Here is a 25,127-nt window from a genome sequence, read left to right as displayed (position 1 = left end):
GCTTTTCTTCATTTTTATAGACGATTACCCACACCAACAAGGGCACGGGTACATATGTTGTTAAAGACTAAAGTCAAATATCCCTATAAAAAGGAGCTGAAATCCATGAGCTGCGGAAAACACCATGGCCGGCATGAAAATTGTGTATGCGATGCAGTAGAACAGATTATAAAAGAACAGGATGCCGTTGAGGAAACAACAGCGTGCTCGACAAGCTGCTTTGGCAACCTGCTGAGTCCGACGGTTTCCGGTAAAGACACGATTCCGTTCCTTTTGTACGACAAAAAAGGCGGACTGTTTTCAACATTTGGAAATGTCGGCGGATTTTCAGATGATATGCAGTGCTTCGAATCGATTTTCTTCCGGGCAGAAAGTCTCAAAGATTGCTGTGCAACGCTTTCAATCCTGAGGCCTGTGGACATAAACGGCGACACATTAAGCGTCTGCCATCCTTGTGACCCTGACTTTTTCGGGCTTGAAAAGACGGACTTTTGCATCGAGGTTGACTTGACTTGTTTCTGTGCGATTCAATGTCTGTCACCTGACCTAGTTGATCGCGCAGCAGACAAAAAACACAATCACCACCACGGTTAAAAGGTGTCAGGCTGCATCAAGCCGGCCGATATGATCGGCTTGATGCCAGTCTTTTCACGAAAGCTGCCGGCTTTCGGCAGCTCCTTTTACCAATAGAAAGGCCAGGCCGAAAAACGAAATTTTAAATCCTGAACTAGGAGGGATCATAACATGACGAAATGTTCAGCCGAAAATTGCGTGTGCGAAGCCGTTGAAAACATTCACGATCTGCAAAACGCCATTGAGGAAGAAGGCTGCCCGACAAGCTGCTTCAGCAACCTGCTTTCCCCTTCGAGACACTTAGGCGACACCATTCCGTTTATTTTATACACTTCTAAGTCTAAGCCGTTCGTAGCGTTTGGAAATGTCGGAGAACTTCAGGCAGGTCCTTGCTTCAGCACCGTGTTTTTCAGAGTTGAAAACATTGATGACTGCTGCGCTACATTGAGACTGTTGATTGCCTTTGATGATAATCGCCGCGTTCTCGATTTCACAGAAGATAAAGACAAAATTTGCGATGTGTTCCGCTTGGAAAAAACAAGTTTCTGCATTGAAGTCGATCTGGAATGCTTCTGTGCGATCGAATGCTTAAATCCAAAACTGATCAATCGTTCAAATTAAAAAGTCCCTGAATCGGGACTTTTTTTATCTTGTGTATTTAAAAGCCGAGCGGGTGCAAGGAGGTAATGCTCTCGATCGGCAGTTCCGCCGGAGCCCCTTTGCTCGACGTTCTGACAAAGACGGAATCGCCCTTCTTTCCGACGATCGTTCCCCTGTATGTCTTCCCGTCTGCTTCAATGAGACAAAGGGTTTTCGGCATATTGCCGGGAAGGCTTGCCAAAAAGTCGATTTTCTCGGCAATCGTCATCTTGCTGAGCGGCTTTTTAATCGGTTTGACTCCTTTTTCGGATCGATTCGCCTCATCGTTAAACACCGCTTCAGCTCCGTCTTTTTCGTCGGGCCGGACGGCTTCATCCTGCTGTTCCTTCCGCCGCGCTTTTTGTTCGGAAGCTTCGGGCTTTGCTTTCTTCTTTCTTTTAATCAGAATATCCTGCATGTTCGCCTCTGCCTTATCATAGTCCGGCTGCACAATATACATGAGCGGCTTTTGCTCCGCATCGTGTTTTCTGCTAGACATCTTGATCCCTCCGATCTGTTCATGGTATATCTATATGCAAAAAAGGAGAAATCAGAAGAAAAGAAAAAGCAATCCTTTAGCGGATTGCTTTTTTAGCGCTATTTTATCGCGCGATGATATGGTAGCCTGAATCAACATGCAGGTTTTCGCCGGTCATGCCGCGGGAAAGGTCGCTGAACAGGAAAGCAGCCGTGTCGCCGACTTCTTCCGGAGTCGTTGTGCGGCGAAGCGGCGCGCGCTCTTCGATTTCTTTTAAAATCGAGTTGAAGTCGCTGATTCCTTTTGCGGACAATGTCCGGATCGGCCCTGCGGAAATGCTGTTGACGCGGATTCCGTCTTTTCCGAGATCGCTCGCCAAGTATTTGACGCTGGCATCAAGCGATGCTTTCGCAACACCCATGACATTGTAGTTGGATACAACGCGCTCGCCGCCAAGGTATGTCAGCGTGACGATGCTTCCGCCTTCAGTCATGATGCCGCGCGCCGCTTTAGCGACCGCTGTCAGAGAGTAGGAGCTGATATTGTGTGCGAGCAGAAAACCGTCGCGGGTAGTATTTAAGTATTCGCCAGCCAAGTCTTCTTTGTTGGCGAAAGCGATGCAGTGTGCAATGCCGTGGATGACCCCGACTTCTTTTTTGATGTCGGCGAAGCATGCTTCAATTTCCTGGTCATTAGTGACATCACAAGGAAGTACGATTGAATCGTTTCGCTCCAAAGAATCAGCCAGCTCCTTGACCGATTTTTCAAGCCGCTCGCCCGCATACGTAAAAATCAGCCTTGCGCCTGCATTGTGAAGCGAGCGGGCGATTCCCCATGCGATGCTTCGTTTATTTGCTACACCCATGACGACGATATTCCGGCCTTCTAGTGATAAATTCATATGTATGAAATCCTCCTAATGATTAACATTTTATTAGTACCTGATCATAATATATAGTATCACAATTAATAGCAGGCTGACAATTTCAGAATATAAAAAGCGGCAGAGGCCGTTTTTGATGCTCTGCCGCGATATTGATTCTTTCTTATTGCGGGACTACAGTTCCAACCCTGCGTTGGATAACTTTTGATATGCAAAATGGTTGGTCGGTCCGTGGCCGGCTCCAAAATCAAGGCTGTGTACAACCGCTTCGTGGACGAAAGCCTCAGCGATGCGGAAAGCTCCTTGAATCCCGTTTCCTTTCGCTGATTGCGCCGTAAGAGCCGCGGCAAATGTACAGCCTGTTCCATGGGTATTTTTCGTCTTAATATAGGAATTGGTTTTTTCTGTGAACGTCTCTCCGTCGAAGAGGAGATCGGTTACTTTGCCATCCTCAGGCTGATGACCTCCCTTGATGATAATGTTGCGGACGCCCATTTCATGCAAGTCACGAGCTGCTTTTTTGCGGTCTTCCATTGTTTGAATGCTTCTCCCTGTCAGCACTTCGGCTTCGGGAATGTTTGGCGTTACCGCATAAGCAAGCGGAAGAAGGCGCCGTTTCAATGTTTCAACAGCTTCCTCATTCAATAGTGAAGCGCCGCCTTTGGCGATCATGACAGGATCGACGATCACACGTTTAAGCTCATATGCTGCAATTTTTTCAGCAGTGACCTCAATCATCTCCGCGCTCCACAGCATCCCTGTTTTCACGGCGTCAGGTTTTAAATCTTCTGCCACTGCATCAATCTGTGCGCCGAGCGCTTCCGGAGAAAGCGGGTAGACGCCGTGAACCCCTGTTGTATTTTGCGCAGTGACTGCTGTCAAAACTGTCATGCCGAAGACGCCAAGCTCCTGAAATGTTTTAATGTCGGCTTGAATGCCGGCTCCGCCTCCTGAATCCGATCCGGCGATTGTTAATGCTTTATATATGCTCATGATGTTTGCACTCCCTTCGGCCTTTTAGCCAATCCACCTGTGATATATCGTTTTCGCGCGATTGATGTCATTCGTTCCGTGAATTAAAGCACGTCCATCCCGAAAAATCACGAACTTAAAATCCTCCGCACGGCAGGAAACTAAATAAGGATTTCCCGTCACATTTAAACCGGCTTTTTTTAATTTGGCAGCAAGCGATTCCAGTTCCAGCGGCTGTTCCGCGGCCGGCCTGATCTGAACCGTTTGTCTGCCGCAAAGAACGGCTGCTTTTGTTTCGTTTTCAGCTGAAAGAAACGGAAACTCGCCTTTTCCGCACGTCGGACATGTCTCATGTTTAAGCGTGTCAGCCCGGACTTCAGACCGCTCATTTGTCCAAATATCAAATGAGCGGAGCATCCCTGACGGTTCATGCCCGGTCAGCAGCTTCAGGGCATCTGTTACCTGGTATGCGGCAACCTGCTGGACGACCGGACCGATCACCCCTGCTGTGTCGCACGTCATGGTATTCGCAGGCAAATGCCCCAAAAGACAATGAAGACACGGCGTTTTTCCCGGAATTACGCTATATGTGATGCCATAGCTTGCGACACACGCGCCGTACAGGAAAGGGATGCCTAATTTGACCGCCGCGTCGTTCATGATCAGCCGTGTTTCAAAATTATCCGTCGCATCGACGATCAGGGACGCTTCCTCCGCAAGCTCGAGCGCTTTTTCCGCAGTAACATCCGCTACGATTCCGGTTACTTGAACAGAGCTGTTGATCAGGCGCAGCCTTTTTTCAGCGGCGGCGGCCTTTGGCATATGATCAATCACATCCTGTTCCGTATAGAGCTGCTGGCGCTGGAGATTGCTCCATTCCACATAATCTCTGTCGGCTATCGTCAGCGAACCGACCCCGGCCCTCACCAGCATTTCTGCGCTGGCCGCGCCCAAAGCCCCAGCACCGATCACGAGGACGCGGGCGCGGCTTAATTTTTCCTGGCCGTCCGGTCCGATCGGGTGAAAGAGCTCCTGTCTTGAATACCTGCCGGTCAAATCGTCAACTTCCCTTCTTCAGGGCTGCTGGCGATGCCGTAGTTCTTTTCCGGAATTCGTCCGGCAAGATATCCGAGCCTGCCCGCTTCAACGGCAAACTTCATAGCCTTCGCCATTTGGACCGGATCTTTCGCCCCGCTCACTGCCGTGTTCAAAAGCACCCCGTCAGCACCGAGTTCCATTGCGTATGCCGCATCTTTCGGAGAACCGATTCCGGCATCCACGATAACGGGAACCTTAGCCTGTTCAATGATGAACGACAGGTTGAGCGGATTGATGATTCCTTGTCCCGAACCGATCGGAGAGGCCCCGGGCATAATGGCGTGCACGCCGAGCTCTTCAAGTTTTCTCGCGAGGACGACATCATCCGATGTATACGGCAGTACAATGAAGCCTTCTTCAAGCAAGGTTTCTGACGCCTTCAGCGTTTCTACCGGGTCCGGCAGAAGCGAACGGTCACAGCCGATCACTTCGACTTTGATCATGTCGCAAAGACCGCTTGCTTTGGCAAGCTTGGCGATCCGGACGGCTTCCTCAGCCGTTTTTGCTCCTGCCGTATTCGGCAAAAGCGTATAACGGCTTAAATCGAGCTGCTCCAAAAAATTAGGCTGAGATTCTTCAAAAATATTCATCCGTCTGACGGCAAACGTCAGGATCTCCGATTCAGATGCGCTGACGGCCTCTTTTTGAATCTCAAATGACGGATACTTCCCTGTACCGAGCAATAATCTTGATGAAAATTGACGATCTGCGATTTTTAACATAACGGTTTATCCCCCTCCGACAAAATGAACGATTTCGATGACATCGTGTTCTTCCAATTTGACCGTTTGATATTGGTCTTTTCCGATAATCCGCCTGTTTTTTTCAACAACGACAACACGATTTTCCAAATTGTAGGATGCGAGCAAATCATAAATCGTGCCGCCGTCGTCTCTCCACTCTATTTTCCGGCCGTTGAGCTGAATGTTCACCTGTGCACAGCCTCCTTTCGCTCCGCTTTAAACGCCTCGATCCACTCTGTTTTGACCGGATTGCCGAGGATCATGTCTGCCATCATCTCACCGGTTGCAGGTGCCAGGAGGATGCCGTTTCTGAAATGTCCGGCAGCAAACAAAATCCGGTCATTTTCAGGATGTCTTCCGATATACGGATTGCCATCCCCTGTTTCGGGACGCAACCCGGCCCAGCATTGGTCGATTTTCATGGATTCAATCCCAGGGAGCATCGACTTGGCTTTTCGGATCAACTCCTCGATTCCGCCAAGTTCCGGCTGCTCATTCCAGTCCCCGGGCTTCATCGTCGCGCCGACGACAAGCCTTCCGCTATGGCGCGGAACGATGTAGCAATGATCATGGTAAAGCGTTCTCGTCAAAGAGATGCCGTCATTCCATACGGACAGGCACTCCCCTTTGACGGGGTAAAACCTTTTGTCTAAGCCGATTTGTTTAAACAAAGCTCCGCTCCACACGCCGCTTGCAATGACAGCGTGCTCCGCCTCCGCTGTGCCGGAAGCGGACGTGACGCGGACGGCCCCCGCTTCGGATTCTATCGATAAAACGGGCGTATACTCGAAGACATCTGCACCGAGCATCCGGGCTCCCCTGGCAAATGCCCTGCACACTGCAGCCGGTTCGACATGGACGTCGTCCCTGATAAAATTGGCGCCGAGAATTCCTTTTCCGGCATTCGGTTCTAATTTATATACTTCATCAGCTTCAAGCCATTCCACAGAATCCAGTGCACCCATTTGCATCAGGTGTTCGCGGTCGCTTTCTGAAAATGCCAGCTTTAATATCCCTCCGTCATGCCTTCTGATATCAATGCCGCTTATGTCTTTCAATTCCCCCGTCAGGCGCTTATAGGCTTTTTGACTGGCTCTGGCAAATTCGAAAAAGGTACCGGGTTTATCGCATTCCGCATGGGCGCCGAGCATGCCCGCAGCCGCGCTCGTCGCTTTTTTGCCGACTTCCCCGCTTTCAAACACGGCCGTTTTTTTCCCCGCTTTCGCAAGATGATAAGCGATGGAAGTCCCGATGATGCCTCCGCCGATCACGATCGTATCATAGCGCTTTCTCATATGAATCTCCCTTCGCGAGACTGGCAAGCCGCGCGGCCGCCTCATTCGGTCTGTCATGGGAAAAGATCCCCGACATCACGGCGATGCCGTCTGCCATTTTGACTTCCGCCAGACGTTGTTCGGTAATCCCTCCGATCGCAATGACCGGAATGCGGACAGCCGCCTTCACTTCTGCCAAGCTCAGAGCTCCTCTTCCTTTCCGGCCCTTTTTACAGTCCGTTTCAAAAATGTGGCCGAACAGCACGTAATCTGCACCTTCAGTTTCAGCCTGCACCGCTTCTTCAGGTGAATGTACGGACTTTCCGATTTTCAAATGCGGAAAACGGCTTCTTACACTTTTGACGGAAAAGCCGTGTGAAGGCAGCTGAACCCGGTGAATATGATGAAACAAAGCAATATCCACCCTGTCGTTGATGATGAGCTTTCGCTTATCAACGCCTTCTTCGGCCAGGCGATCGATCAAACTTGATATTTCGCTTACTTTTTTTGACCTTTCCCTGATGTGGATAAAGTCAACGGCATCGTGAATCGAGATGATTTTTGCTGAAAGCTCTTCCACGGAGTGCTTGTCATCGGTGATCGCGTGCAGATGCAAGCTGATCCACCCCGCTTTTTGACCAGCTTTCTTTTTGATAGGCCATATCCCAGAACCGGTATTCGTAGAAGCTGGAGATGACGAAATTCTCCTTCATCTTCGCGCGCGTTTTCTCATCGGCGTTTTCAGCCAGCTCATCGAAGCGGTTGATCTGTTCCGTTACAGATTTTTTAAACCAGTCTCCTCCGTATGTCGCGATCCATTCCTGATAAATCGCGTTGTCAGGCCTGCACGTTTTCAGCGTTTCGCCGACGTCATAATAGAGCCAATAGCAAGGAAGCAAAGCAGCGAGTATTTCCGCAAAACTGCCGCTGACGACAGAACGGTACAAATGCGATGTGTACGCATACGCTGTCGGCGACGGCTGAAACGACTCCAGCTCTTCCTTTGTGATGCCCAATAGATCGGTGAATTTCCTGTGGAGCGACATCTCGGCTTCATATGTCCCTTTCGCGTGTTCGGCCATCCGGCTTGTCGTATATAGATCGTGAGCATATGCCGCTCCAAAGGATTGGACTTTGGCAAAGTGGGTCAAATAGTAGGAATCCTGCATGACATAGTATTTAAATCGGTCAACCGGAAGTGTGCCGTCTCCAATTCCTTGAATAAACGGATGGACAAAACTCCCTTCCCACCAAGTTGCAGCGCTGTTTCGGCATTCTTCTGAAAACTTCATTTCAAGGCTCCTCCTTCGATTCTGAACATAAAAAAACCACTTTCCCGCAAGGAAAGTGGTTTGGAATTTGCATATATACATACTCAAATACCGTGCCACTTCCCTACGCAGGTTTGAACCTGTTCAGGTTATGAGGGTCTAAAAGTCAAACTTTTATCTCAGCCCTTATCAAGGACTCCCCTAGTGGAAAACATTTCTTGTTCATTCAGTTTATACTTTAATCTTATCACGAATTGCAAAATGGTCAAGCATCAGTCTCCAAGCGTTTTTTTCAATTCCGCAATATATTCGCGCGAACCGGTGGCGATCAGCCTGTCACCCATTTGCAGCCTTGTATCCCCATGGGGCACGATGCTGTCAACCCCGCGGAAAATCCGGACGAAGATGACATCTCCCGTAAACGGAAACTCCCTTAACAGGACGCCGTCAAATCGCTCATTGCTCATATTGATCTGATACAGCGACGCATCCTGGTTCGTCAAAAGTTTCATAACGCCAGGCGCCTCGATAAGCGCGCGCAGCAGCGTTTTCGTGGAAAGCAGAATGGAGAATGTATCAATTCCGTTTTCTTTCAGCCTCGATTCGGCGTCTGGGGAATCTGCGCTGGCGATAATTCTCGCGACTTTCTGCTCCTTCGCATAAAGGGCGATCCCTGTATTGCGCTCTTCGCTGCCTGTCGCCACGACGAGTATATCCGTTTGGAAAACGCCGAATGATTGAAGCGTTTCGTATTCATAATCTGGCAAAACTTCAACGTCAAACACCGGATCCGCCAGCTTTTCTTCCTTCTTTTCCTGCCGGACATGCAGGATTCTGACGTGATAATCTTCTGGAGAAAGTTCAAGCGTGACCGGCAGCGTCATTTGATTCGCGCCGATAAAGGTGATCGTCTTTTTCTCTTTTTCGCTTTCCGTTTTCGGCATTAATTTTTTAAAGCCGGTCGGTGTGATGATGCATGTAATGACAGCCACCAAAATCAGCGCGCCGGACATCTGCGCGTCAATGATGCCGATGCGCTCGCCGATCGTTGTCGCCGCGATCACCAGAGAAAGCGTGGAAGTCAGGAGAAAACCGGAAGCCAGCACGGTTTTCATGTCATACCACTTTTTCAAAAACAGCACCGGAACGACTTTGCTGATTAACAGAGCCACAAACAGAAGCGGGATCATCACTAAAATTTTCGGATTGCCAAACAGCGACCAAATGTCCAATTTGACGCCTGTCATGACAAAGAAGATCGGGATGAGGAACCCGTAGCCGAATGAATCAAGCTGCTGAACGAGCTCTTTGTTCGGCGAAAGCAGCGAAACAAGCACCCCGGCTAAAAACGCGCCGAGAATGTTTTCTGCACCGAGCGACTCGGAAAGCGCCACGAGTACGATGATCAGCGTAAATATCGCCCTTGTGCCGATCTGGATCGTGCCTTTTGACAGCACTTCGACAAAAGGCCGCTTTTTAAATACCCTACCGAAAATGTATAAAACAACGCCGGCGGCAAATAAAATCATCAGCAGCCACATATTGCTGTTTTCGTCTCCGTAGATTGAGGCGAACACCGCAAGCAGTATCATCGTGACAAGATCGGCAATCACGGCGACAAGCAAAATAATCTGGCCGATATTCGTCTTCATGAGCCGCTCTTCCTTCAGCGTCGGAACGACAACCCCAAGCGAAATTGTTGAAATGATCAGCGTCATTAAAAAGGCGTTGTCAATAAATCCTGCCATGACAAAGCTGTAGGAGAGGCCGAGCGATAGTATAAAGACGGCAATAAAGATGACGGAAGCCGTTTTAAACGTATTCGGCGCTTCCTTTCCGCTCGGAAGCAGCTGCTTTTTCTTACCTTTTTCAAATACGGAAAAATCGATTTCAAGCCCGCTTAAAAACATTAAAAAGATAAATCCGAGCATCGATAAAGTTTCGAGCCAAGTATCGTGCTGAGCAACCAGATCGAACCCGCTTTTTCCGATAATAAGACCCATGATGATTTCAGCGACAACCACCGGTATGCTTAACCTGAAACGGTGCAGCAGGATGGGTGTTAAAAATGCGATAATCAGTACGACAACTAAAGATGAGACAGATGTGTGCTCCATAAACTGGTACCTCCTCTAAAACCGGTTTCCGGGTATGATTAGCGTTCCCTTTTTTAAAAATAAAAGGGGCATATTTTTGACATTTTCATGTGGGAAAAGAACCGTCGAAACTCTTTTCCCACAGGTGTAAAAATTGATTTTAACAATGCTCGCTCAGAAAAAAAAGTAATATGCCTGATTTTCTCCGGAGAAAGTTGCAGAAGCTTGATTTATACGGCTTGGGGCAATGTATATACATATGAAAAACAAACGGACTGGAGGCGAAAAAACGCATGAAATACGATGTTATCGGTGATATTCACGGGTGCTATGACGAAATGATTGCGCTGATTGAAAAACTCGGCTACTCGCTGACATCAGGAGTTCCCGTTCATCCGGAGAACAGAACACTTGTCTTTCTCGGGGATTTAACTGACAGAGGGCCAAAATCGCTGGAGGTCGTTGAATTTGTAGGACGGGCCGTTGAAGATGGAGCTGTGCGATATGTGCCCGGCAATCATTGCAACAAGCTGTACCGTTTTTTCAAGGGAAATCCGGTGAAGCTGCAGCACGGACTGGAAACGACGGCGGCCGAATACAGAAACCTTCCGAAACAAAAACAGAAGGATATCAGAGACCTTTTCATGCGCCTTTACGAAAAGGCTCCGCTTTACGAGATCCTGCATAACGGCGAACTTGTCGTTGCACATGCCGGCATCAAAGCGGAAGACATCGGCAAAAAGCCTGTCGGAAAAGTAAAACAGTTTGTGCTCTACGGAGATATTACAGGGGAAACGCTGCCAGACGGACGGCCAGTGAGACGGGACTGGGCCGCTCATTACAGAGGCGAGCCGTGGGTTGTATACGGCCATACTCCCGTCAAAAACCCGAGGATGATTCATCATACAATTAATATCGATACCGGTTGTGTATTCGGCAACAGGCTGACCGCTTTCAGATTCCCGGAACTGACAACCGAATCTGTTCCCTCCTCTTTGCCTTATGATGAGTCTAGATTCCGCATGGAGCCATAAAAATAGAGAGCCTATTCAGCTCTCTATCAACTGTCTCATATCATTCGGCACCGGCGCTTGGAACGTCAGCTCTTCCATTGTGAACGGATGAAAAAATGTCAGCCTCTCACTGTGGAGCGCCTGCCGATTGATGAAGCCGCGGGTTCCCCCGTACAGCGTATCACCGCACAAGGGATATCCGATATGACTCATATGGACGCGGATCTGATGGGTTCGCCCGGTTTCCAGACGGATAGAGACATCCGTCATGCCGCTGAAACGCCTGTTCACCCAAAAATGCGTCACTGCTTTTTGCCCGTCCGGGATTACCGCCCGCTCGATGATGCTCGATGATTTTCTCCCGATCGGCGCATCGATCGTTCCCTGCTCTTCCGCGATCAAACCGTGGACGACCGCTCGATATTGCCGTTTGACGGCTCCCTTTTTTTGCAGCCCCGATAAAAGCGAGTGGGCGAAGCGGTGCTTGGCAACAAGCATGACACCCGATGTATCGCGGTCAAGCCTGCTCACCAGGTGAACGGTCGCGTGTACGCCCGTCCGCTGGTAATAATGAATCAGACCGTTCGCCAGACTGCCTGATGGATGCTCACGCGAGGGAATCGACGAAATGCATGGCTGTTTATTTAAGACGAGGACATGGTCATCTTCGAACAAAATATGAAGCGGCACTTCTTCCGGTTGCAAAGATTCGCTCATTTTTTCCGGAGGAAACTGAATGACGAGCTCGTCCCCTTTTTGAAGAACGTATCTGACCGTTACATGCCCGCCGTTTACCAAAAGATCGCCGCCTCCGAATTTGATGTCCGTCAGCATCCTTTTTGAAATGCCCAGCCGCTGGACGTATTCTTTCAAAAGAACCCCGCTGTCCTCTTCTGTTATGATCTGTTTCATCAAAAAATCGCTCACAGCAAACCTTCCTATTCTCCTTTTCCGATAAAGGAATCCTGGACCCTTTTCCAAAACGGAAACGGCCTAAAGCGGGCAAACCTGATATTTTCGTTTGCGACGCGGCATTGAATCGACTTGACGTCTTTATGCAGCAATGTCAAGTGGTCAATCGCGACTTGAAACGTCACATCATTTATCGGTTTAATTAAACAAGTGTGATGCTCAGGCAGAATGAGCGGCGATCCGACCGTCCGAAACACCCGGTTGTTGATCGACGCCATTTCAGCCAGCTGGATCGCCCTGATGGACGGATGAATAATCGCACCGCCAAGCGCCTTGTTATATGCCGTACTTCCGGAAGGAGTCGACAGACAAAGGCCGTCGCCGCGGAACGTTTCAAAAAGTTCCCCTTTAATCTCGACATCCGTCACAAGCGTTCCTTCAATGCTCTTGATCGTACATTCGTTCAGCGCCAAATATCTCGCTTCATCGCTGCCGTCATTATAGCGGACGATGACTTCCAAAACCGGATATTCAACAATTTGATACGGCGTTTTCGCAATCGCGATCACGAGCTTTTCAATCTCACTCGGGACCCAGTCGGCATAAAAGCCGAGATGCCCGGTATGAACCCCGACAAAAGCCGTTTTGTCGAGGCGGCCGCTGTATTTGTGAAATGCGTATAAGAGCGTTCCGTCACCGCCGACGGAAATGACGATATCCGGCTCTTCTTCATCGCATTCGAGACCGAAGTCGAGCAGATACGTCTGAATTTTGCTTTTCAATGAATCAGAAACCGCATTTCCTTTGGACGATACCGCAAACTTCATCATTCCATCTCACTCCCCTAACCGTCATCCTCATCCTTTTTCTTGCGTGAAAACGCCGCCTGAGCCTCCTGAATCTCGCCCCTGATCTCAGACATTTCCATATCGAGCCTTGATGCTGCTTCCGAAGCTCTCTGAAGCCTTAATTTTACTTTTTCCGGAATGTTGCCGCTGTATTTATAATTTAAAGAATGCTCAATCGTCGCCCAAAAATTCATCGCCAGCGTCCGGATTTGAATTTCAACCAAAATCTGTTTTTCCCCGTTGATTGTCTGCAAAGGATACAGCACGACGAGATGGTAGGAGCGGTAGCCGCTCTCTTTATGTTCCGCGATATAGTCGCGCTTATCCACCACCGTGAAGTCCTTTCTCGCCAAAAGCATATCGACGACAATGCGAATATCCTCAAAAAATTGGCACATGATTCTGAGCCCGGCTATATCTTGCATGCTTTCAATGTTGTGCAGAGGAATGTTTTTTCGCTTGGCCTTCTCAAGAATACTCGGCACAGGCTTCACCCGCCCCGTCACGAATTCAATCGGCGAATGCTCTTCCTCGTATTCGTAAAGGGTCCGGATCCCTTTCAGCTTCACTTTCAGCTCTTCAACAGCCTGCCGGTACGGCGCTAAAAACTGCTCCCATTGTTTTTCATCCATAAACCTTCCCCCAATTTCATCGCCTTTTTTTCTAGAGGAATATCCGTTTCACTCTCTCTTCCATTTCTTCGCCATAATTTGCATTATCTTTAATATTCTCTATTAAATATCCGAGCTCATCATGGAACCCGTTAAGCTCCAGCTCCGTGTTTCCGATATGTAAAAACACAGGAAGACCGGCGTCAAGGGCCGCTTTAAGATCGGACCAGATGCCTTCGTTTAAAATGACGTATTCAAAGGATTCGTCCTGTTCAAGTATGTATACAAATGCAAAATGATCGGAGTCTGTCAGCATGCGTCCGGCCGGCTTCCGCTCCGCTCCGTCATTGATTTCGCTGGTCAACACCAGCCGGTCGTTTCGCAGATTGGCTTCTGTAATCTCAATTCTGTTCTGCATAATGCTCTCCTTTACAATAAAAGTACAGATTCATTTTATCATATCAGCTTCAATATTGATAAACGTTCCTTCTCAAGAGATAATAAGGAAAATGCAATTTTACGAGCTGAGAGGATGAAAAAATTAAAGAATGAGCCAGGAACTTGAAATCGAATTTAAAAATATGCTGACAAAAAAAGAATTTGAGAAAATCAAATCATATTATCAATTTTCCTCCGAGCAATTTGTTATACAAAAAAACCATTATTACGATACGCCTTCCTTCTCTTTAAAAGAAAAAGGAGCTGCCCTAAGAATTCGCGAAAAGCAGCAGCGATTTGTCCTGACATTAAAAGAACCGGCGCCTGTCGGACTGATGGAAACCCACCAGGAGCTGACCCGGAAGCCTGAAATCGAAACGTTCATGATTCCGCATGGGCCGGTATACGATCGTCTGAAGCGTCTCGGCATTGAAGCGGACGAGCTCATCCTTTTCGGAACGCTTGCGACAAGCCGTGCAGAAAAAAAATTGCCGCAGGGCTTAATTGTTTTGGATCACAGCCGATACTTAATGGTAGAAGACTTTGAAATCGAATTCGAAGTGACGGATTATGAACGCGGAAAACGGGATTTCTCTGAACTGCTGAAATCGTTCGGCATCCCTGAGCGTGAAACCAAAAACAAAATCGTCCGATTTTATGAGCAAAAACTTAAAGATCAATAAGGTGGGAAAACAATGAACGTCAACCATTTGGCCGCTCTCTTGGAACTTCAGGCGATACGGTCGTTTTATCCGGCTTCAGACAGCGGTTCCGAAGATGCGGGTTTTGATTTCAGCTCGATTTTAAACCAATATTTAAGCAATGTCGGCGGCTTGGAGTCTTCACAGCCCGCGGTTGCTCCGACTGTGTCGACAGCGTCTCAGCTTCAGGCCCCGCTGGCAGCTGAAAAGCCTGAGGCAATTGCGGCCGTCCCATCTGCCGCAGCGAAACCCGTCTCTTTCGGCGGCCAAAATCAGAACATTGACCAGATCATCAAAAACGCCGCAGAAAAATACGGGGTCGATGAGAAACTGATTCATGCCGTCGTCAAGCAGGAATCACGCTATCAAGAGAAAGCGGTCAGCCCGGCCGGCGCCATGGGCCTGATGCAGCTCATGCCGTCCACGGCGAAGGCGCTCGGCGTGAATAACGCTTTTGACCCCGTTCAAAATATAGAAGGCGGAACAAAATACTTAAAGCAGATGCTCGATAAATACAGCGGAAATGTGAAGCTCGCATTAGCGGCATACAATGCCGGACCGGGAAATGTCCAAAAGTACGGAGGCATTCCCCCTTTTAAAGAAACGCAAAATTATGTAAAAAAAATCACCTCAAATTACTACGCTTAAGCCGGAAAGGACGCTTTCCGGCTTTTTTTCCTGCATTTACCTCCTCTTTCATCCTCCCGGTATTAAAAATACACATTTAAGAAGCGAATATGATATGATATTTGAAACAAAACAGCGATTTTCGCCCGCAGGCAGAAGTCGGTTTGTTTGTAGAAATGGAACGAGGTTGCTAAAATAAGTATATACAATCGTGAAATAATAAATGATGCACAAGATAAATATTTTTTTGCAATAGGAATCGGTATATTTTCCTATTAGCCATATTAAAAGGAGTAGTCAACATGGGACAATCGTTTAACGCACCTTATGAAGCGATTGGAGAAGAGCTTCTATCGCAACTTGTTGATACTTTTTATGAACGTGTAAAGCGGCATCCGCTGCTCTACCCGATTTTTCCGGACGACTTAACGGAAACGGCAAGAAAGCAGAAGCAATTTTTAACGCAATATTTAGGCGGTCCGCCGCTTTATACAGAAGAACACGGACACCCGATACTGAGGGCGCGGCACCTGCCGTTTCCGATCACACCGGAACGGGCGGACGCATGGCTTTCGTGTATGAAAGAGGCAATGGATCATGTCGGTTTAAAGGGCGAAATCAGGGAATTTCTTTTTGAAAGGCTGACATTGACAGCCAGACATATGGTAAATCAGCCGAAAATGGAGGATGGTTCACATTGACACTCAATCAGCGTGACCAATTTTTCTCCCATTGCCACGGACATCCGCAAAAACCGATGGAAATTTATATGTTTGTCGACCCTTTATCTCCCGAATGCTGGGCATTGGAGCCGGCGATCAAAAAGTTGAAAATCCGCTACGGCCGCTTTTTCACACTAAGGATCATCGCCGCATGCAGCATTACAGCGCTGAACGTTCAGAAACGCAAAAAGCGCCGGCTCGCAGAGGCATGGGAAAAGATCGCATGCAGGTCGGGCATGTCTTGCGACGGAACGCTCCTGCACGACAAAGCACTCTCTGCACCTTACCTTGCCTCGCTCGCTTTGAAAGCAGCGGAACTGCAAGGCAGAAAAGCAGGGCTGCAGTTTTTGAGATGCATGCAGGAAAGCTTGTTTCTCAATCAGCAGGATATCACTGAAGAACAGGTGCTTTTAGCGATTGCAGAGCACACGCAGCTCGATTTGGAGGAATTCAAAAGGGATCTTCATTCGCAGAGCGCCGTGAAAGCCCTGCAATGCGATTTAAAAATCGCTGCCGAAATGGAAGTGGCATCTGTTCCGACTCTTACGTTTTTCAACAGCCTCCGCGAAGGAGAAGGCTTAAAGGTAACCGGAAATTATTCATATGAAATTTACGAAGAAGTATTGTTTGAAATGCTTGGCGATGAGCCGAAGCCTTCACAAACACCTCCGCTCGAACTTTTTATCGAATACTTTCAATTTGTAGCCGACAAAGAGATTGCCGTCGTTTACGACTGGACGCTTGAACAGGTGGAACGGGAAATGAAAAAGCTCGCGTTCGCCCGCAAAGTCGAAAGAGTGGAAGCGAAACACGGCATGTTCTGGCGCTATATAAATGAACATCACGATGCCGGTCCGCTCTATCAATGCGAAAAATAGCACGGGTTTCTCCCGTGTTTTTTATCGCACAAAAAACGAACACACGTTCCTCTTTAAAGCAGTAAGAAACCGCGCCGGGATAAGCGCGGTTTCTATTATGTCTTAACGACAACAAAGGGGATGGGAGAAATTTTTCACGGTCAAACAAAGGGGTAAATGTTTGTTTGTGATCAATTTCACATCTTTATAATATCAAATCATGTCGAGTTTTGACAACTGATTTCATTAGTTTTCACATTTTTGTCACAAAAACATAAATAATAGATGTCCATCATATGATCAAAGTAACAAAGAAAACGAGCCCGACGCACGCTGCCAAACCCCGAATTATGCGGACTGGCGCCCGGTTTTGCCGGTCTTATTGCGCTTCGTCGCCCCCTTAATATTTTATCAGTCCTTAGGAGGGTTTTTATGCTTCAGATCATTTTGGGACTTGCATCAATTTTATTTTTTTTCGTCTTGAATATTTTAGGTTTGATGAATATGCTACCCCTTTATATTACGTCTCCCCTATTATTTATATCAATCCTTTTTACGATCAGCCGCCTCAACCACCGCAAAACGTTTAAAGGTTTTTGACATCATCGCGAACAAGGCTGCCGGTAGACCGGCAGCCTCTTTCATGCATACGCCTTTTATGAATGATTGACTTTTTGCAGGAGTTCTTCCATTTCATTCAGCTGCTCTTCAAACTTTTTGCACGCAGCTTCGATCGGCTCTGAAGACGTCATATCGACGCCGGCTTTTTTCAGCACTTCAATCGGATAATCCGAGCTTCCAGCTTTCAAGAACTCAATATAGCGGTCAACAGCCGATTTGCCTTCTTTTAAAATCTGCTGGCTGAGCGCCTGAGCTGCACTGAAGCCTGTCGCATACTGATATACATAATAATTGTAATAGAAATGCGGAATTCTTGACCACTCAAGACCGATTTCCTTATCAATCTCAATATTGTCTCCGAAATATTTCTTATTCAAATCATAGTATATGCTCGTTAACAGCTCAGGTGTCAGCGGTTCCCCTTCCTGGGCTTTGACATGGATCTCATGTTCAAATTCGGCAAACATCGTCTGTCTGAAAACCGTTCCTTTAAAGCCTTCGAGCATATGATTCAAAATATAGAGCCGCTGTTTTTCATCTTCGATTGTATTCAGCAGGTATTCTCCCAACAGCGCTTCATTCGTCGTAGAAGCAACTTCGGCTACGAAAATGCTGTAGTTACCGTACGGGTAAGGCTGATATTTTCTCGTATAGTAGCTGTGCACGGAATGGCCGAATTCATGGACGAGCGTAAACAGATTGTTGACGTTGTCCTGCCAGTTCATCAAAATATACGGATTGGTTCCGTAAGTTCCTGAAGAATAGGCGCCGCTTCGTTTTCCTTTGTTTTCATACACATCGACCCAGCGGTTGTTCAATCCTTCTTTCAGGATGGATGAATATTCTTCCCCCAAAGGCGCCAGACCCTTCAGCATATAGTCCTTTGCCTGCTCGTAAGTGACTTTCATTCCAGAATCCTTGACCAGAGGGGTATACAGGTCATACATGTGCACTTCATCAAGCTCAAGCACTTTTTTTCTAATCTCAACATAGCGGTGAAGAAGCGGGAGATGCTTGTTGATCGTGCTGACAAGATTGTCGTAGACTTCTTCAGGAATGCTGTTGCGCGACAAGGCAGCTTCCCGCGCCGATTTATAATGTTTAACCTTCGCATAAAAGTTGTCTTTTTTCACAGCTCCGCTGAGCGTGGAAGCTAGCGTGTTTTTAAAGCGGCCGTATGTTTCATAAACGGCCTTGAATGCCGCGCGGCGGACATCGCGGTTCTCGCTTTCCAAAAAGGTGATATAATTGCCGTGTGTGAGCTGCACCTTTTCTCCGTTTTCATCGGTGATCTCCGGAAATTCCATATCGGCGTTATTCAGCATGCCGAATGTATTGGAAGGAGATGAAAGAACATCAGACGCTTCGGCCAAAATCCCTTCCTCTTCCTCGCTAAGCACATGAGGGCGCTCTTTATTGATTTCTTCGAGAGCGTGTGAGTAAAGCTTTAATTCCTCTTTTTCCAACAGGAACTGCTGAAGCTTTTCTTCCTGAATCGATAATATTTCCGGCACCATGTAGGCCGTGGCGCTCGCAGCCTGAGTATAGAGGTTCGCCGCTTTATCATTGAGACCTTGGTAAAAAGAATTTCCCGTATCCTGATCATAGCGCATATGAGCGTAAGTATACAGCTTCCCGAGACGCTCCATCACCTTATCCTGATAAGTCAGCGCTTCATATAAATCATCGGCGGAATGGCCGAGCTTGCCCTTGAATTCGGAAAGCTTGGGCAGCAGTTCTTTAACGGCTTGAAATTCCTCGTTCCAAGCGTCATCTGACGGGAAGATATCCTCCAGTCTCCACGTGTCTTCTTGCTTCACCTCTTCTCTTGAAGGCAGTTTCTTCGATTTTTTTTCTTCAGCCACTGTCAATCCCCTCGCTTTCTTTACTCCAAGTCCATTGTTATCCAATAAACTTGTATTGTGTTCATCTTCTGTTTTTTCACCGTCTTTTGTCAAATCATATGCGAAAAAAAAGACACAAAATCCCGCCGTTAAAAAATAAAATACATATCTTTTGATCTGAAACAGTCCGGACACCACCTTCCTTTCTTTAGATTGAACGAAAGGCTTGATAATCATTCGGAAAAATAATGTTCATCCCTTTTTAACAGCGCCTCTAACCGCGGCTCCGGAACAAAAGAACCCGCGGAATAATAAAATTCCTCTTTCCTCACCAAAAATCCTTTTTTATGCAAAAAACAAATGTATTCACCGACGGCATCCGCAGCCGTTTGCCGCCCGCTCCATCTCAGCTTCAGCCTTTTGCCCTTGATGAGCCAGTCCATATAGTGAAGCGCAGACTGCAGGCGAAATGTATCATGCTTCGTTATAAATAAAAAAAGGTACCCTTGCCATACATAAACCGGGTGGGCAAAAATATAGCCTGACGGCACCGGGAGAAAGGCTTCTGAGGGAAAAAACGGGAGCGGAAGCTGATGATTTTCATAAAAGAGGGCGGCAATCTGCTTCGTTTCTTTTGATAAAAAACGCACGGCCGACATCCGAAAGCTGAGGATGTTCTTTTTCCAGCCTTTGAGCTGGAGAGGCGAACGGCTTTCTCGTTCTGTTACATTACGCCAGCTTGCTTCAGCAAGAGGAAGAAAGCGCAAGGATGCGGATGTTTTGTTTGTTTGAAAGGGAATGAGGTGTTCGAGGATGATGAAAGCCTTTTGTTCGGGGCAAAAAAACAGGAGCTTTGGGGGCTTGTCGCTTTTCTGAATGAACTGCCAGTGAAACCGCGAAAGCTGAAATAAATCCCCCGTCAAGCGTTTTATCCGGTTTCCGCCGAGAATCCATACGGGCTCGATTCCCAGTCTGAGAAAGCCTTCGGTCCTTTTGCGATACGCTGCGGCATTGAGATTCGCACATTGAAATTCAACCGCAACCTGGCGGGTTCCGTGTTCCAGCAGCAAATCGGGCCTTTGTCTGATCTCTTGCAAATACGGTTCAAGCACCGGGCGGAGTCCTTGTCTGCCAAGCCATTCGTACAACAGCCGCTTTCCTTTCAGGTGATAGGGGCTCTCCGGTTCATGGGGCACCGGACATGCTGCATCCGGCTTATGAGCGAAATGCGGAAGCTTGACGGAACCGATTTTCAGGTCGAGTTCACACCGGCACACCGGGCAGTAAAATGCATGTCTTTTTCTCAATCGCTTGAGATCTTCGGCTTTGTATCCGTCGGCAAGGCAGATGGTCCCGCCTTGATCGATCATTGCACTGAACATATTATCTCTCCTTCCTGTTTGATCTAGTATTCAACATTGGCGGGAGCTTTCCTTTATTTGAAAACGCTTCAAATCCAGGCCGATTTTATATAAAGTAGTATTATAGAACTCGAAATTTTGAGAAAAGGAGTTTTTGACATCAAACGGAAGCTGACCACCAAGCTCACATTGCTGATTCTTACCCTGCTTTTGCTCTTGCTTTCTGTCATGAGCGGCCTCTATTTAATTATTTTAGAAAATTCTTTAAAAACACAAATCCAGGCCAGAGCGCTCGATATGGCGAAAACGCTCGCCCACATGCCTTCCGTTCAGAAAGCGTTTGAAACGGACGATCCGTCTCGAACCCTTCAGCCAATTGCAGAAAATGCGAGAAAACAGTCCGGTGCGCAATACATCGTGATCGGCTCGGCGGATGCGATTCGCTATGCTCATCCGGACCCTGGAAAAATCGGCAAACCAATGGTCGGCGGAGACAATCGGCGCGCCCTTGAAAAAGGTGAAGCATACGTTTCGGAAGCCGTCGGCACGCTTGGCCCGGCCATCAGGGGCAAAGCGCCGATCCATAATGAAAACGGCGAAATCGTCGGCATCATCTCAGTCGGTTTTTTAATAGAAAATATTCAGGACATCGTCTATCAATATCAGTCAAAATTCATATTTTTATTGGGATTTGTCGTGCTGATGGGGATTTTGGGAGCCGTCTATATTTCCCGCAATGTCAAAAAGTCCATTTTCGGCCTTGAGCCTTATGAAATTAATCAATTATATACTGAAAAGCAGGCGATTACAGAATCTGTGCACGAGGCCTTGATCGCCATCAATAAACATGAAGAAATCACGCTTTTGAATAGAAAAGCGTGTGAGCTGCTTCGTGTCGAAAGCGAAGATCAGTGGCTCGGCAAACCGATTTCCGAGCTTCTTCCGGATACGCTGCTCCCCGAAGTGCTGAAAACGAAAACGGCGCAAAAAGATCAGGAATTAACGATCGGAAACGAAGAATTAATCGTCAACAGAGTGCCGATTTTCGAAAACGAAAAAATCCGCGGCGCCGTTGCGAGCTTCAGGAGAAAGACGGATATTGACGAACTCTCCAAAAAGCTGGCGCAAACTTCGCAATACGCGGAAGGTCTGAGAGCCCAGACCCACGAATATTCAAACAAGCTGAATACAATCGCGGGACTGATTCAGCTGGAAAGCTATCCTGAAGCACTCGAGTTGATCCAAAAAGAGAATAAAAGCCATCAGGATATGCTGCAATTTCTCATCCATTCGATTCCAGATCCGCTTCTTTCCGGGTTGCTGCTGGGTAAGGTCAACCGTGCCAAAGAGCTGCACATCAACCTGGAAATTGATGAAAGCTCAAAATTGAACGCTTTGCCGGACGAAATGGATAAGGGAAAATTCATTACGATTTTAGGAAATTTGATTGAGAATGCCTTTGACGCCGTTTCCCACAAAAAAGACCGCAGCATCCTTGTCTTTTTGTCAGACGGTGCAGATCACATATTAATTGAAGTCGAAGACTCGGGAGACGGGATTCCAAAGGGGGAACAGGAGCGGATCTTTCAAAAGTTTTATTCGACAAAAACGGCAAACCACCGCGGCCTCGGCCTCTTTTTAGTTAAAGAAGCCGTCAATGCGTTAAACGGGCAAATTAAAGCGGACAAAAGCGACCTTGGCGGAGCATTGTTTACTGTCGTGATACCAAAATAGAGAAACGCTGGGGGACTGACCTATGAAAGCATTACAAGTATTTATCGTAGAGGATGACATCAGAAACGCTGACATCCACCAAAAACTGATCAGCAAAATTGATGGATTTTCTGTCATTGGAATCGCGGAAAATTTTCAAGATGCAAAAGATTTGCTTCCGGACGTGAAGCCCGACCTTGTCCTGCTCGACATTTTTCTGCCGGACGGCTCCGGCATGGAGCTTCTCTGGCTGATCAGACAAACGCTCAGGCATACAGACGTCATGATGATTACGGCGGCTAAGGAAGTCGAATATGTTGAACAGGCGATTCGCGCGGGAGCCGTCGATTATTTGATCAAGCCGATTATGTTTTCCAGGCTGAAAGAAACGCTGTTAAACTATCGGTCTTACCGGCTCAAAGTAAATGAAATGTCTTCAATCGACCAGACAGACGTTGACAGCCTGATGGCAAAAAGGCGGAGCATCACGAAAGAACAAATTGCTAAAGCCGATTATCCGAAAGGAATCGACGGACTGACGCTGAAAAAAGTAGCCGGCGTTTTAAACAAAAGCGAAAACAGCGATGGCATCACCGCCGAAAGCCTCGGGCGCACCATCGGTGTCAGCCGGACGACCGCAAGGCGCTATTTAGAATTTTTAGCTGCCGAAAAGCATGTAAAAACAGAACTTTACTATGGAACCGTCGGGCGGCCCGAACGGCGCTACAAGCCCGTAAAAAATGAAAGTCCGGAAACGTAGCGTTCCGGACATCGACAGCTTAGCCTTCCAAATCGATCGACTTTTTATTTCTGTTCTTCATTGCCCGGGAAATCGGCGGCACGATGAGAGACAATAGAGCCGTAATCAATAAACCGATTGTGACGGGACTTTCAAAAAACACGGACAGGCTTCCTGATGACAGTGTCATCGCTTGTCTGAACGACTCTTCCATCAAACTTCCGAGAATAAAAGCCAAAATAAACGGAGCCGCTGGAAAAGACAGCACTCTCATAAAATATCCGAGAATTCCGAAGAACACGAGAATATAAAGGTGTACGACATTAAATGTCACAGCGTAGACGCCGATCAGGCAGAAAACAAATATGAGCGAAATCAAAAGCTGCTTCGGAATCAGAAGAATTTTTGACAAGAAAGGAATTAACGGCAAATTTAAAATCAGCAGAAATAAATTGCCGATATACATGCTTGCGATCACGCCCCAGAACACGTCGGGATGATCCGTAAGCATGAGCGGCCCCGGCTGAACGCCGACGACCAAAAGTGCGCCGAGCAGGACGGCCGTTGTCCCTGATCCGGGAATCCCGAGTGTCAGGAGAGGTACGAATGCGCCGCTCGTTGCCGCATTGTTCGAAGTCTCAGGAGCTGCGACTCCTTTAATATTTCCCTTGCCAAACGTTTCGGGATGTTTTGAGATTCTTTTCTCCGTAATATAAGAAATAAATGATGCAATCGTCGCTCCTGCACCAGGCAGGATGCCGAGCAGAAATCCGATGACCGAATGCCTTGCGATCGGTCCCGAAATCTCTTTCATTTCGCTTTTCGTCACCTTCAGGCTGCCGACCTGAGACGCTCCCTCTGTCATCGGCTTGTTCCGCGTCTTGATTAAAAACGCAACTTCAGCAAGTGCAAACAAACCGAGCGCCACGATCAGAAAATCGATTCCTTCCAGAAGGCTTGCCGCACCGAATGTAAACCGTTCGGTCCCCGTCTGCGGATCAATCCCGATGGTAGCCGTCATAAAGCCCAATGTCGCAGAGATCAGCGCTTTGACCGTCGATCCTTCGGAAAGGCTCGAAATTGCCACCAAGCCGAGCATCATCAATGCAAAATATTCTGTCGGCCCAAATGTCACCGCAATGTTTGCCATTGTCGGCGCGACGAGCATCAGCGCAACTACGGTGATCGTTCCGCCTGCAAAGGAGCAAATTGCAGCGATGGCAAGGGCTTTCCCCGCTTTCCCCTGCTTTGCCATCGGATAGCCGTCAAACGATGTCGCGACAGTGCCTGCCACTCCGGGGGCATTTAACAGAATCGATGATGTTGAACCGCCAAAGACCGCTCCGTAATAGACACCCGCCATCAAAATTAACGCGGAGGCCGGATCCATTCCATAGCTTAATGGGATCATAATGGCAATCGCGGTGATCGGCCCGAGCCCGGGCAGCATCCCAATAATCGTCCCGATCAGCACTCCGATAAAAGCGAACATGATATTCTGCAGAGTCAGCGCCACCTGAAACCCGTATAAAATACTATCTAACATTCACTTCCCTCCTTATGTTCGATTAAAAAGGCATAACCCCCTGCGGAAGCATGATGTTGAGTACATAATTGAATGAAAAATAAATTGTGCTGCTGAAAACCAGGGAAACGATCGCAGCAGTTTTCCAGTTCCGATATCCCAACACCGCGGGCAAAACGAGCAGCAGCATCACAGTAGATAGCAAAAATCCGATGAATTCTAAAACGGAAATGTAGATCAACAGAGAAACAACACAAAGCATCATGACCTTAACGTCTTTTTTCTGCAGCTGAAACAGCTTTTTCACCGTTGTATCCTTTTGATCTTTTTCAAAAAACAGAAATATGCCTAATATGAGAAGCAATATGCCTAAACTTTTCGGCAGCACATCCGCATCGATCACCGCGTACGGATAGCTGTCTAAATTAAAGCTGAGCGCCAGGTAAATGGCTGCTACAGCCAAAATGATGACAGAAACGGCCCGGTTTGTGATTCTCATGGTTTACACCAGCCTTTCTCGATTTCAGCATGCCGGTCGCGGGCTGTGCCGGGCGGGGCTTTTAGGCTC

Annotated in this window: 28 protein-coding genes and 1 riboswitch; of the genes, 10 read left to right on the top strand and 18 right to left on the bottom strand. The window is 47.7% G+C overall.

Annotated elements, in window-relative coordinates:
- Positions 1–105 precede the first annotated feature (105 nt).
- Positions 106–594 (top strand): CotY/CotZ family spore coat protein, encoded by a 489-nt coding sequence (locus tag TRNA_RS27830; RefSeq protein WP_011197778.1) that lies wholly within the window; start codon positions 106–108, stop codon positions 592–594.
- 150 nt (positions 595–744) lie between these two features.
- Positions 745–1,194, top strand: a complete 450-nt coding sequence (locus tag TRNA_RS27825) for a CotY/CotZ family spore coat protein (RefSeq protein ID WP_009328811.1) — start codon at positions 745–747, stop codon at positions 1,192–1,194.
- A gap of 37 nt (positions 1,195–1,231) precedes the next feature.
- Here the strand turns inward: TRNA_RS27825 and TRNA_RS27820 are convergent, their stop codons facing one another.
- From TRNA_RS27820 to TRNA_RS27775, 10 genes are all read right to left on the bottom strand, one after another.
- The gene (locus tag TRNA_RS27820; RefSeq protein ID WP_009328812.1) at positions 1,232–1,711 is read right to left on the bottom strand and encodes a CotO family spore coat protein; all 480 of its coding nucleotides are present in this window, start codon (positions 1,709–1,711) and stop codon (positions 1,232–1,234) included.
- Between the two features lie 103 nt (positions 1,712–1,814).
- Positions 1,815–2,591: an enoyl-ACP reductase FabI gene (fabI, locus tag TRNA_RS27815; RefSeq protein WP_003180687.1), complete on the bottom strand. Its 777-nt coding sequence runs from the start codon at positions 2,589–2,591 to the stop codon at positions 1,815–1,817.
- A 156-nt stretch (positions 2,592–2,747) separates the two neighbouring features.
- Positions 2,748–3,566, bottom strand: coding sequence for a bifunctional hydroxymethylpyrimidine kinase/phosphomethylpyrimidine kinase (thiD, locus tag TRNA_RS27810; RefSeq protein ID WP_003180685.1), 819 nt, complete (start codon positions 3,564–3,566; stop codon positions 2,748–2,750).
- Between the two features lie 24 nt (positions 3,567–3,590).
- Positions 3,591–4,601, bottom strand: a complete 1,011-nt coding sequence (locus tag TRNA_RS27805) for a thiazole biosynthesis adenylyltransferase ThiF (protein WP_003180683.1) — start codon at positions 4,599–4,601, stop codon at positions 3,591–3,593.
- Entirely contained in the window at positions 4,598–5,365 is a 768-nt protein-coding gene (locus TRNA_RS27800; RefSeq protein ID WP_011197777.1) for a thiazole synthase, read from the bottom strand. The genes TRNA_RS27805 and TRNA_RS27800 overlap by 4 nt, the downstream gene beginning before the upstream one ends.
- A gap of 6 nt (positions 5,366–5,371) precedes the next feature.
- The gene (thiS, locus tag TRNA_RS27795; RefSeq protein WP_011197776.1) at positions 5,372–5,575 is read right to left on the bottom strand and encodes a sulfur carrier protein ThiS; all 204 of its coding nucleotides are present in this window, start codon (positions 5,573–5,575) and stop codon (positions 5,372–5,374) included.
- Positions 5,572–6,681, bottom strand: coding sequence for a glycine oxidase ThiO (gene thiO, locus TRNA_RS27790; RefSeq protein ID WP_003180677.1), 1,110 nt, complete (start codon positions 6,679–6,681; stop codon positions 5,572–5,574). Before thiO ends, thiS begins: the two co-directional genes overlap by 4 nt.
- Positions 6,665–7,276, bottom strand: a complete 612-nt coding sequence (gene tenI, locus TRNA_RS27785; protein WP_003180673.1) for a thiazole tautomerase TenI — start codon at positions 7,274–7,276, stop codon at positions 6,665–6,667. The genes thiO and tenI overlap by 17 nt, the downstream gene beginning before the upstream one ends.
- Complete coding sequence (gene tenA / locus TRNA_RS27780; protein ID WP_003180672.1) at positions 7,251–7,952, bottom strand: thiaminase II; 702 nt, start codon at positions 7,950–7,952, stop codon at positions 7,251–7,253. The genes tenI and tenA overlap by 26 nt, the downstream gene beginning before the upstream one ends.
- Positions 7,953–8,035: 83 nt before the next feature.
- Positions 8,036–8,144, bottom strand: a riboswitch (TPP riboswitch).
- A gap of 59 nt (positions 8,145–8,203) precedes the next feature.
- Positions 8,204–10,048: a monovalent cation:proton antiporter family protein gene (locus tag TRNA_RS27775; protein ID WP_003180670.1), complete on the bottom strand. Its 1,845-nt coding sequence runs from the start codon at positions 10,046–10,048 to the stop codon at positions 8,204–8,206.
- A 272-nt stretch (positions 10,049–10,320) separates the two neighbouring features.
- Here TRNA_RS27775 and prpE point away from each other — a divergent pair, with 272 nt between their 5' ends.
- Positions 10,321–11,061, top strand: coding sequence for a bis(5'-nucleosyl)-tetraphosphatase PrpE (prpE, locus tag TRNA_RS27765; protein ID WP_003180667.1), 741 nt, complete (start codon positions 10,321–10,323; stop codon positions 11,059–11,061).
- Between the two features lie 15 nt (positions 11,062–11,076).
- On the opposite strand, the gene TRNA_RS27760 is transcribed toward prpE, so the two are convergent.
- From TRNA_RS27760 to TRNA_RS27745, 4 genes are read right to left on the bottom strand one after another with little or no spacing between them, the layout of a single operon-like run.
- Complete coding sequence (locus tag TRNA_RS27760) at positions 11,077–11,952, bottom strand: RluA family pseudouridine synthase (RefSeq protein WP_011197775.1); 876 nt, start codon at positions 11,950–11,952, stop codon at positions 11,077–11,079.
- 26 nt (positions 11,953–11,978) lie between these two features.
- Complete coding sequence (locus tag TRNA_RS27755; protein WP_025805638.1) at positions 11,979–12,779, bottom strand: NAD kinase; 801 nt, start codon at positions 12,777–12,779, stop codon at positions 11,979–11,981.
- 17 nt (positions 12,780–12,796) lie between these two features.
- Complete coding sequence (locus TRNA_RS27750; protein ID WP_009328818.1) at positions 12,797–13,432, bottom strand: GTP pyrophosphokinase; 636 nt, start codon at positions 13,430–13,432, stop codon at positions 12,797–12,799.
- A gap of 31 nt (positions 13,433–13,463) precedes the next feature.
- Complete coding sequence (locus TRNA_RS27745) at positions 13,464–13,829, bottom strand: hypothetical protein (protein ID WP_009328819.1); 366 nt, start codon at positions 13,827–13,829, stop codon at positions 13,464–13,466.
- Between the two features lie 130 nt (positions 13,830–13,959).
- Here TRNA_RS27745 and TRNA_RS27740 point away from each other — a divergent pair, with 130 nt between their 5' ends.
- From TRNA_RS27740 to TRNA_RS44075, 5 genes are all read left to right on the top strand, one after another.
- Entirely contained in the window at positions 13,960–14,532 is a 573-nt protein-coding gene (locus tag TRNA_RS27740) for a CYTH domain-containing protein (RefSeq protein WP_009328820.1), read from the top strand.
- A 12-nt stretch (positions 14,533–14,544) separates the two neighbouring features.
- A complete protein-coding gene (locus tag TRNA_RS27735; RefSeq protein WP_011197774.1) occupies positions 14,545–15,198 on the top strand; it encodes a lytic transglycosylase domain-containing protein in 654 nt (217 codons plus the stop codon).
- 281 nt (positions 15,199–15,479) lie between these two features.
- Entirely contained in the window at positions 15,480–15,878 is a 399-nt protein-coding gene (locus TRNA_RS27730) for a thiol management oxidoreductase (RefSeq protein ID WP_011197773.1), read from the top strand.
- Complete coding sequence (spxH, locus tag TRNA_RS27725; RefSeq protein ID WP_009328822.1) at positions 15,875–16,777, top strand: protease adaptor protein SpxH; 903 nt, start codon at positions 15,875–15,877, stop codon at positions 16,775–16,777. Before TRNA_RS27730 ends, spxH begins: the two co-directional genes overlap by 4 nt.
- 411 nt (positions 16,778–17,188) lie before the next feature.
- The gene (locus TRNA_RS44075; RefSeq protein WP_009328823.1) at positions 17,189–17,356 is read left to right on the top strand and encodes a hypothetical protein; all 168 of its coding nucleotides are present in this window, start codon (positions 17,189–17,191) and stop codon (positions 17,354–17,356) included.
- 56 nt (positions 17,357–17,412) lie between these two features.
- Here TRNA_RS44075 and pepF read toward each other — a convergent pair whose 3' ends face one another.
- Together pepF and TRNA_RS27710 are read right to left on the bottom strand one after the other, a co-directional pair.
- Positions 17,413–19,242, bottom strand: coding sequence for an oligoendopeptidase F (pepF, locus tag TRNA_RS27715; RefSeq protein WP_282334326.1), 1,830 nt, complete (start codon positions 19,240–19,242; stop codon positions 17,413–17,415).
- Positions 19,243–19,454: 212 nt separating this feature from the next.
- A complete protein-coding gene (locus tag TRNA_RS27710) occupies positions 19,455–20,603 on the bottom strand; it encodes a competence protein CoiA family protein (protein WP_009328825.1) in 1,149 nt (382 codons plus the stop codon).
- Positions 20,604–20,720: 117 nt separating this feature from the next.
- Here TRNA_RS27710 and TRNA_RS27705 point away from each other — a divergent pair, with 117 nt between their 5' ends.
- Entirely contained in the window at positions 20,721–22,316 is a 1,596-nt protein-coding gene (locus TRNA_RS27705; protein WP_011197771.1) for an ATP-binding protein, read from the top strand.
- A gap of 22 nt (positions 22,317–22,338) precedes the next feature.
- Entirely contained in the window at positions 22,339–23,055 is a 717-nt protein-coding gene (locus tag TRNA_RS27700) for a response regulator (RefSeq protein WP_009328827.1), read from the top strand.
- A gap of 19 nt (positions 23,056–23,074) precedes the next feature.
- On the opposite strand, the gene TRNA_RS27695 is transcribed toward TRNA_RS27700, so the two are convergent.
- Positions 23,075–24,580 (bottom strand): tripartite tricarboxylate transporter permease, encoded by a 1,506-nt coding sequence (locus TRNA_RS27695; RefSeq protein ID WP_009328828.1) that lies wholly within the window; start codon positions 24,578–24,580, stop codon positions 23,075–23,077.
- A 22-nt stretch (positions 24,581–24,602) separates the two neighbouring features.
- Positions 24,603–25,058 carry a tripartite tricarboxylate transporter TctB family protein gene (locus tag TRNA_RS27690; protein ID WP_009328829.1) on the bottom strand — a complete coding sequence of 152 codons (456 nt, stop codon included), beginning with the start codon at positions 25,056–25,058 and terminating at the stop codon, positions 24,603–24,605.
- Between the last annotated feature and the right edge of the window lie 69 nt (positions 25,059–25,127).

This window comes from Bacillus licheniformis DSM 13 = ATCC 14580 (genome assembly GCF_000011645.1).
Classification (GTDB): Bacteria; Bacillota; Bacilli; order Bacillales; family Bacillaceae; genus Bacillus; species Bacillus licheniformis.
This window is presented reverse-complemented; position numbering and strand designations above follow the sequence as displayed.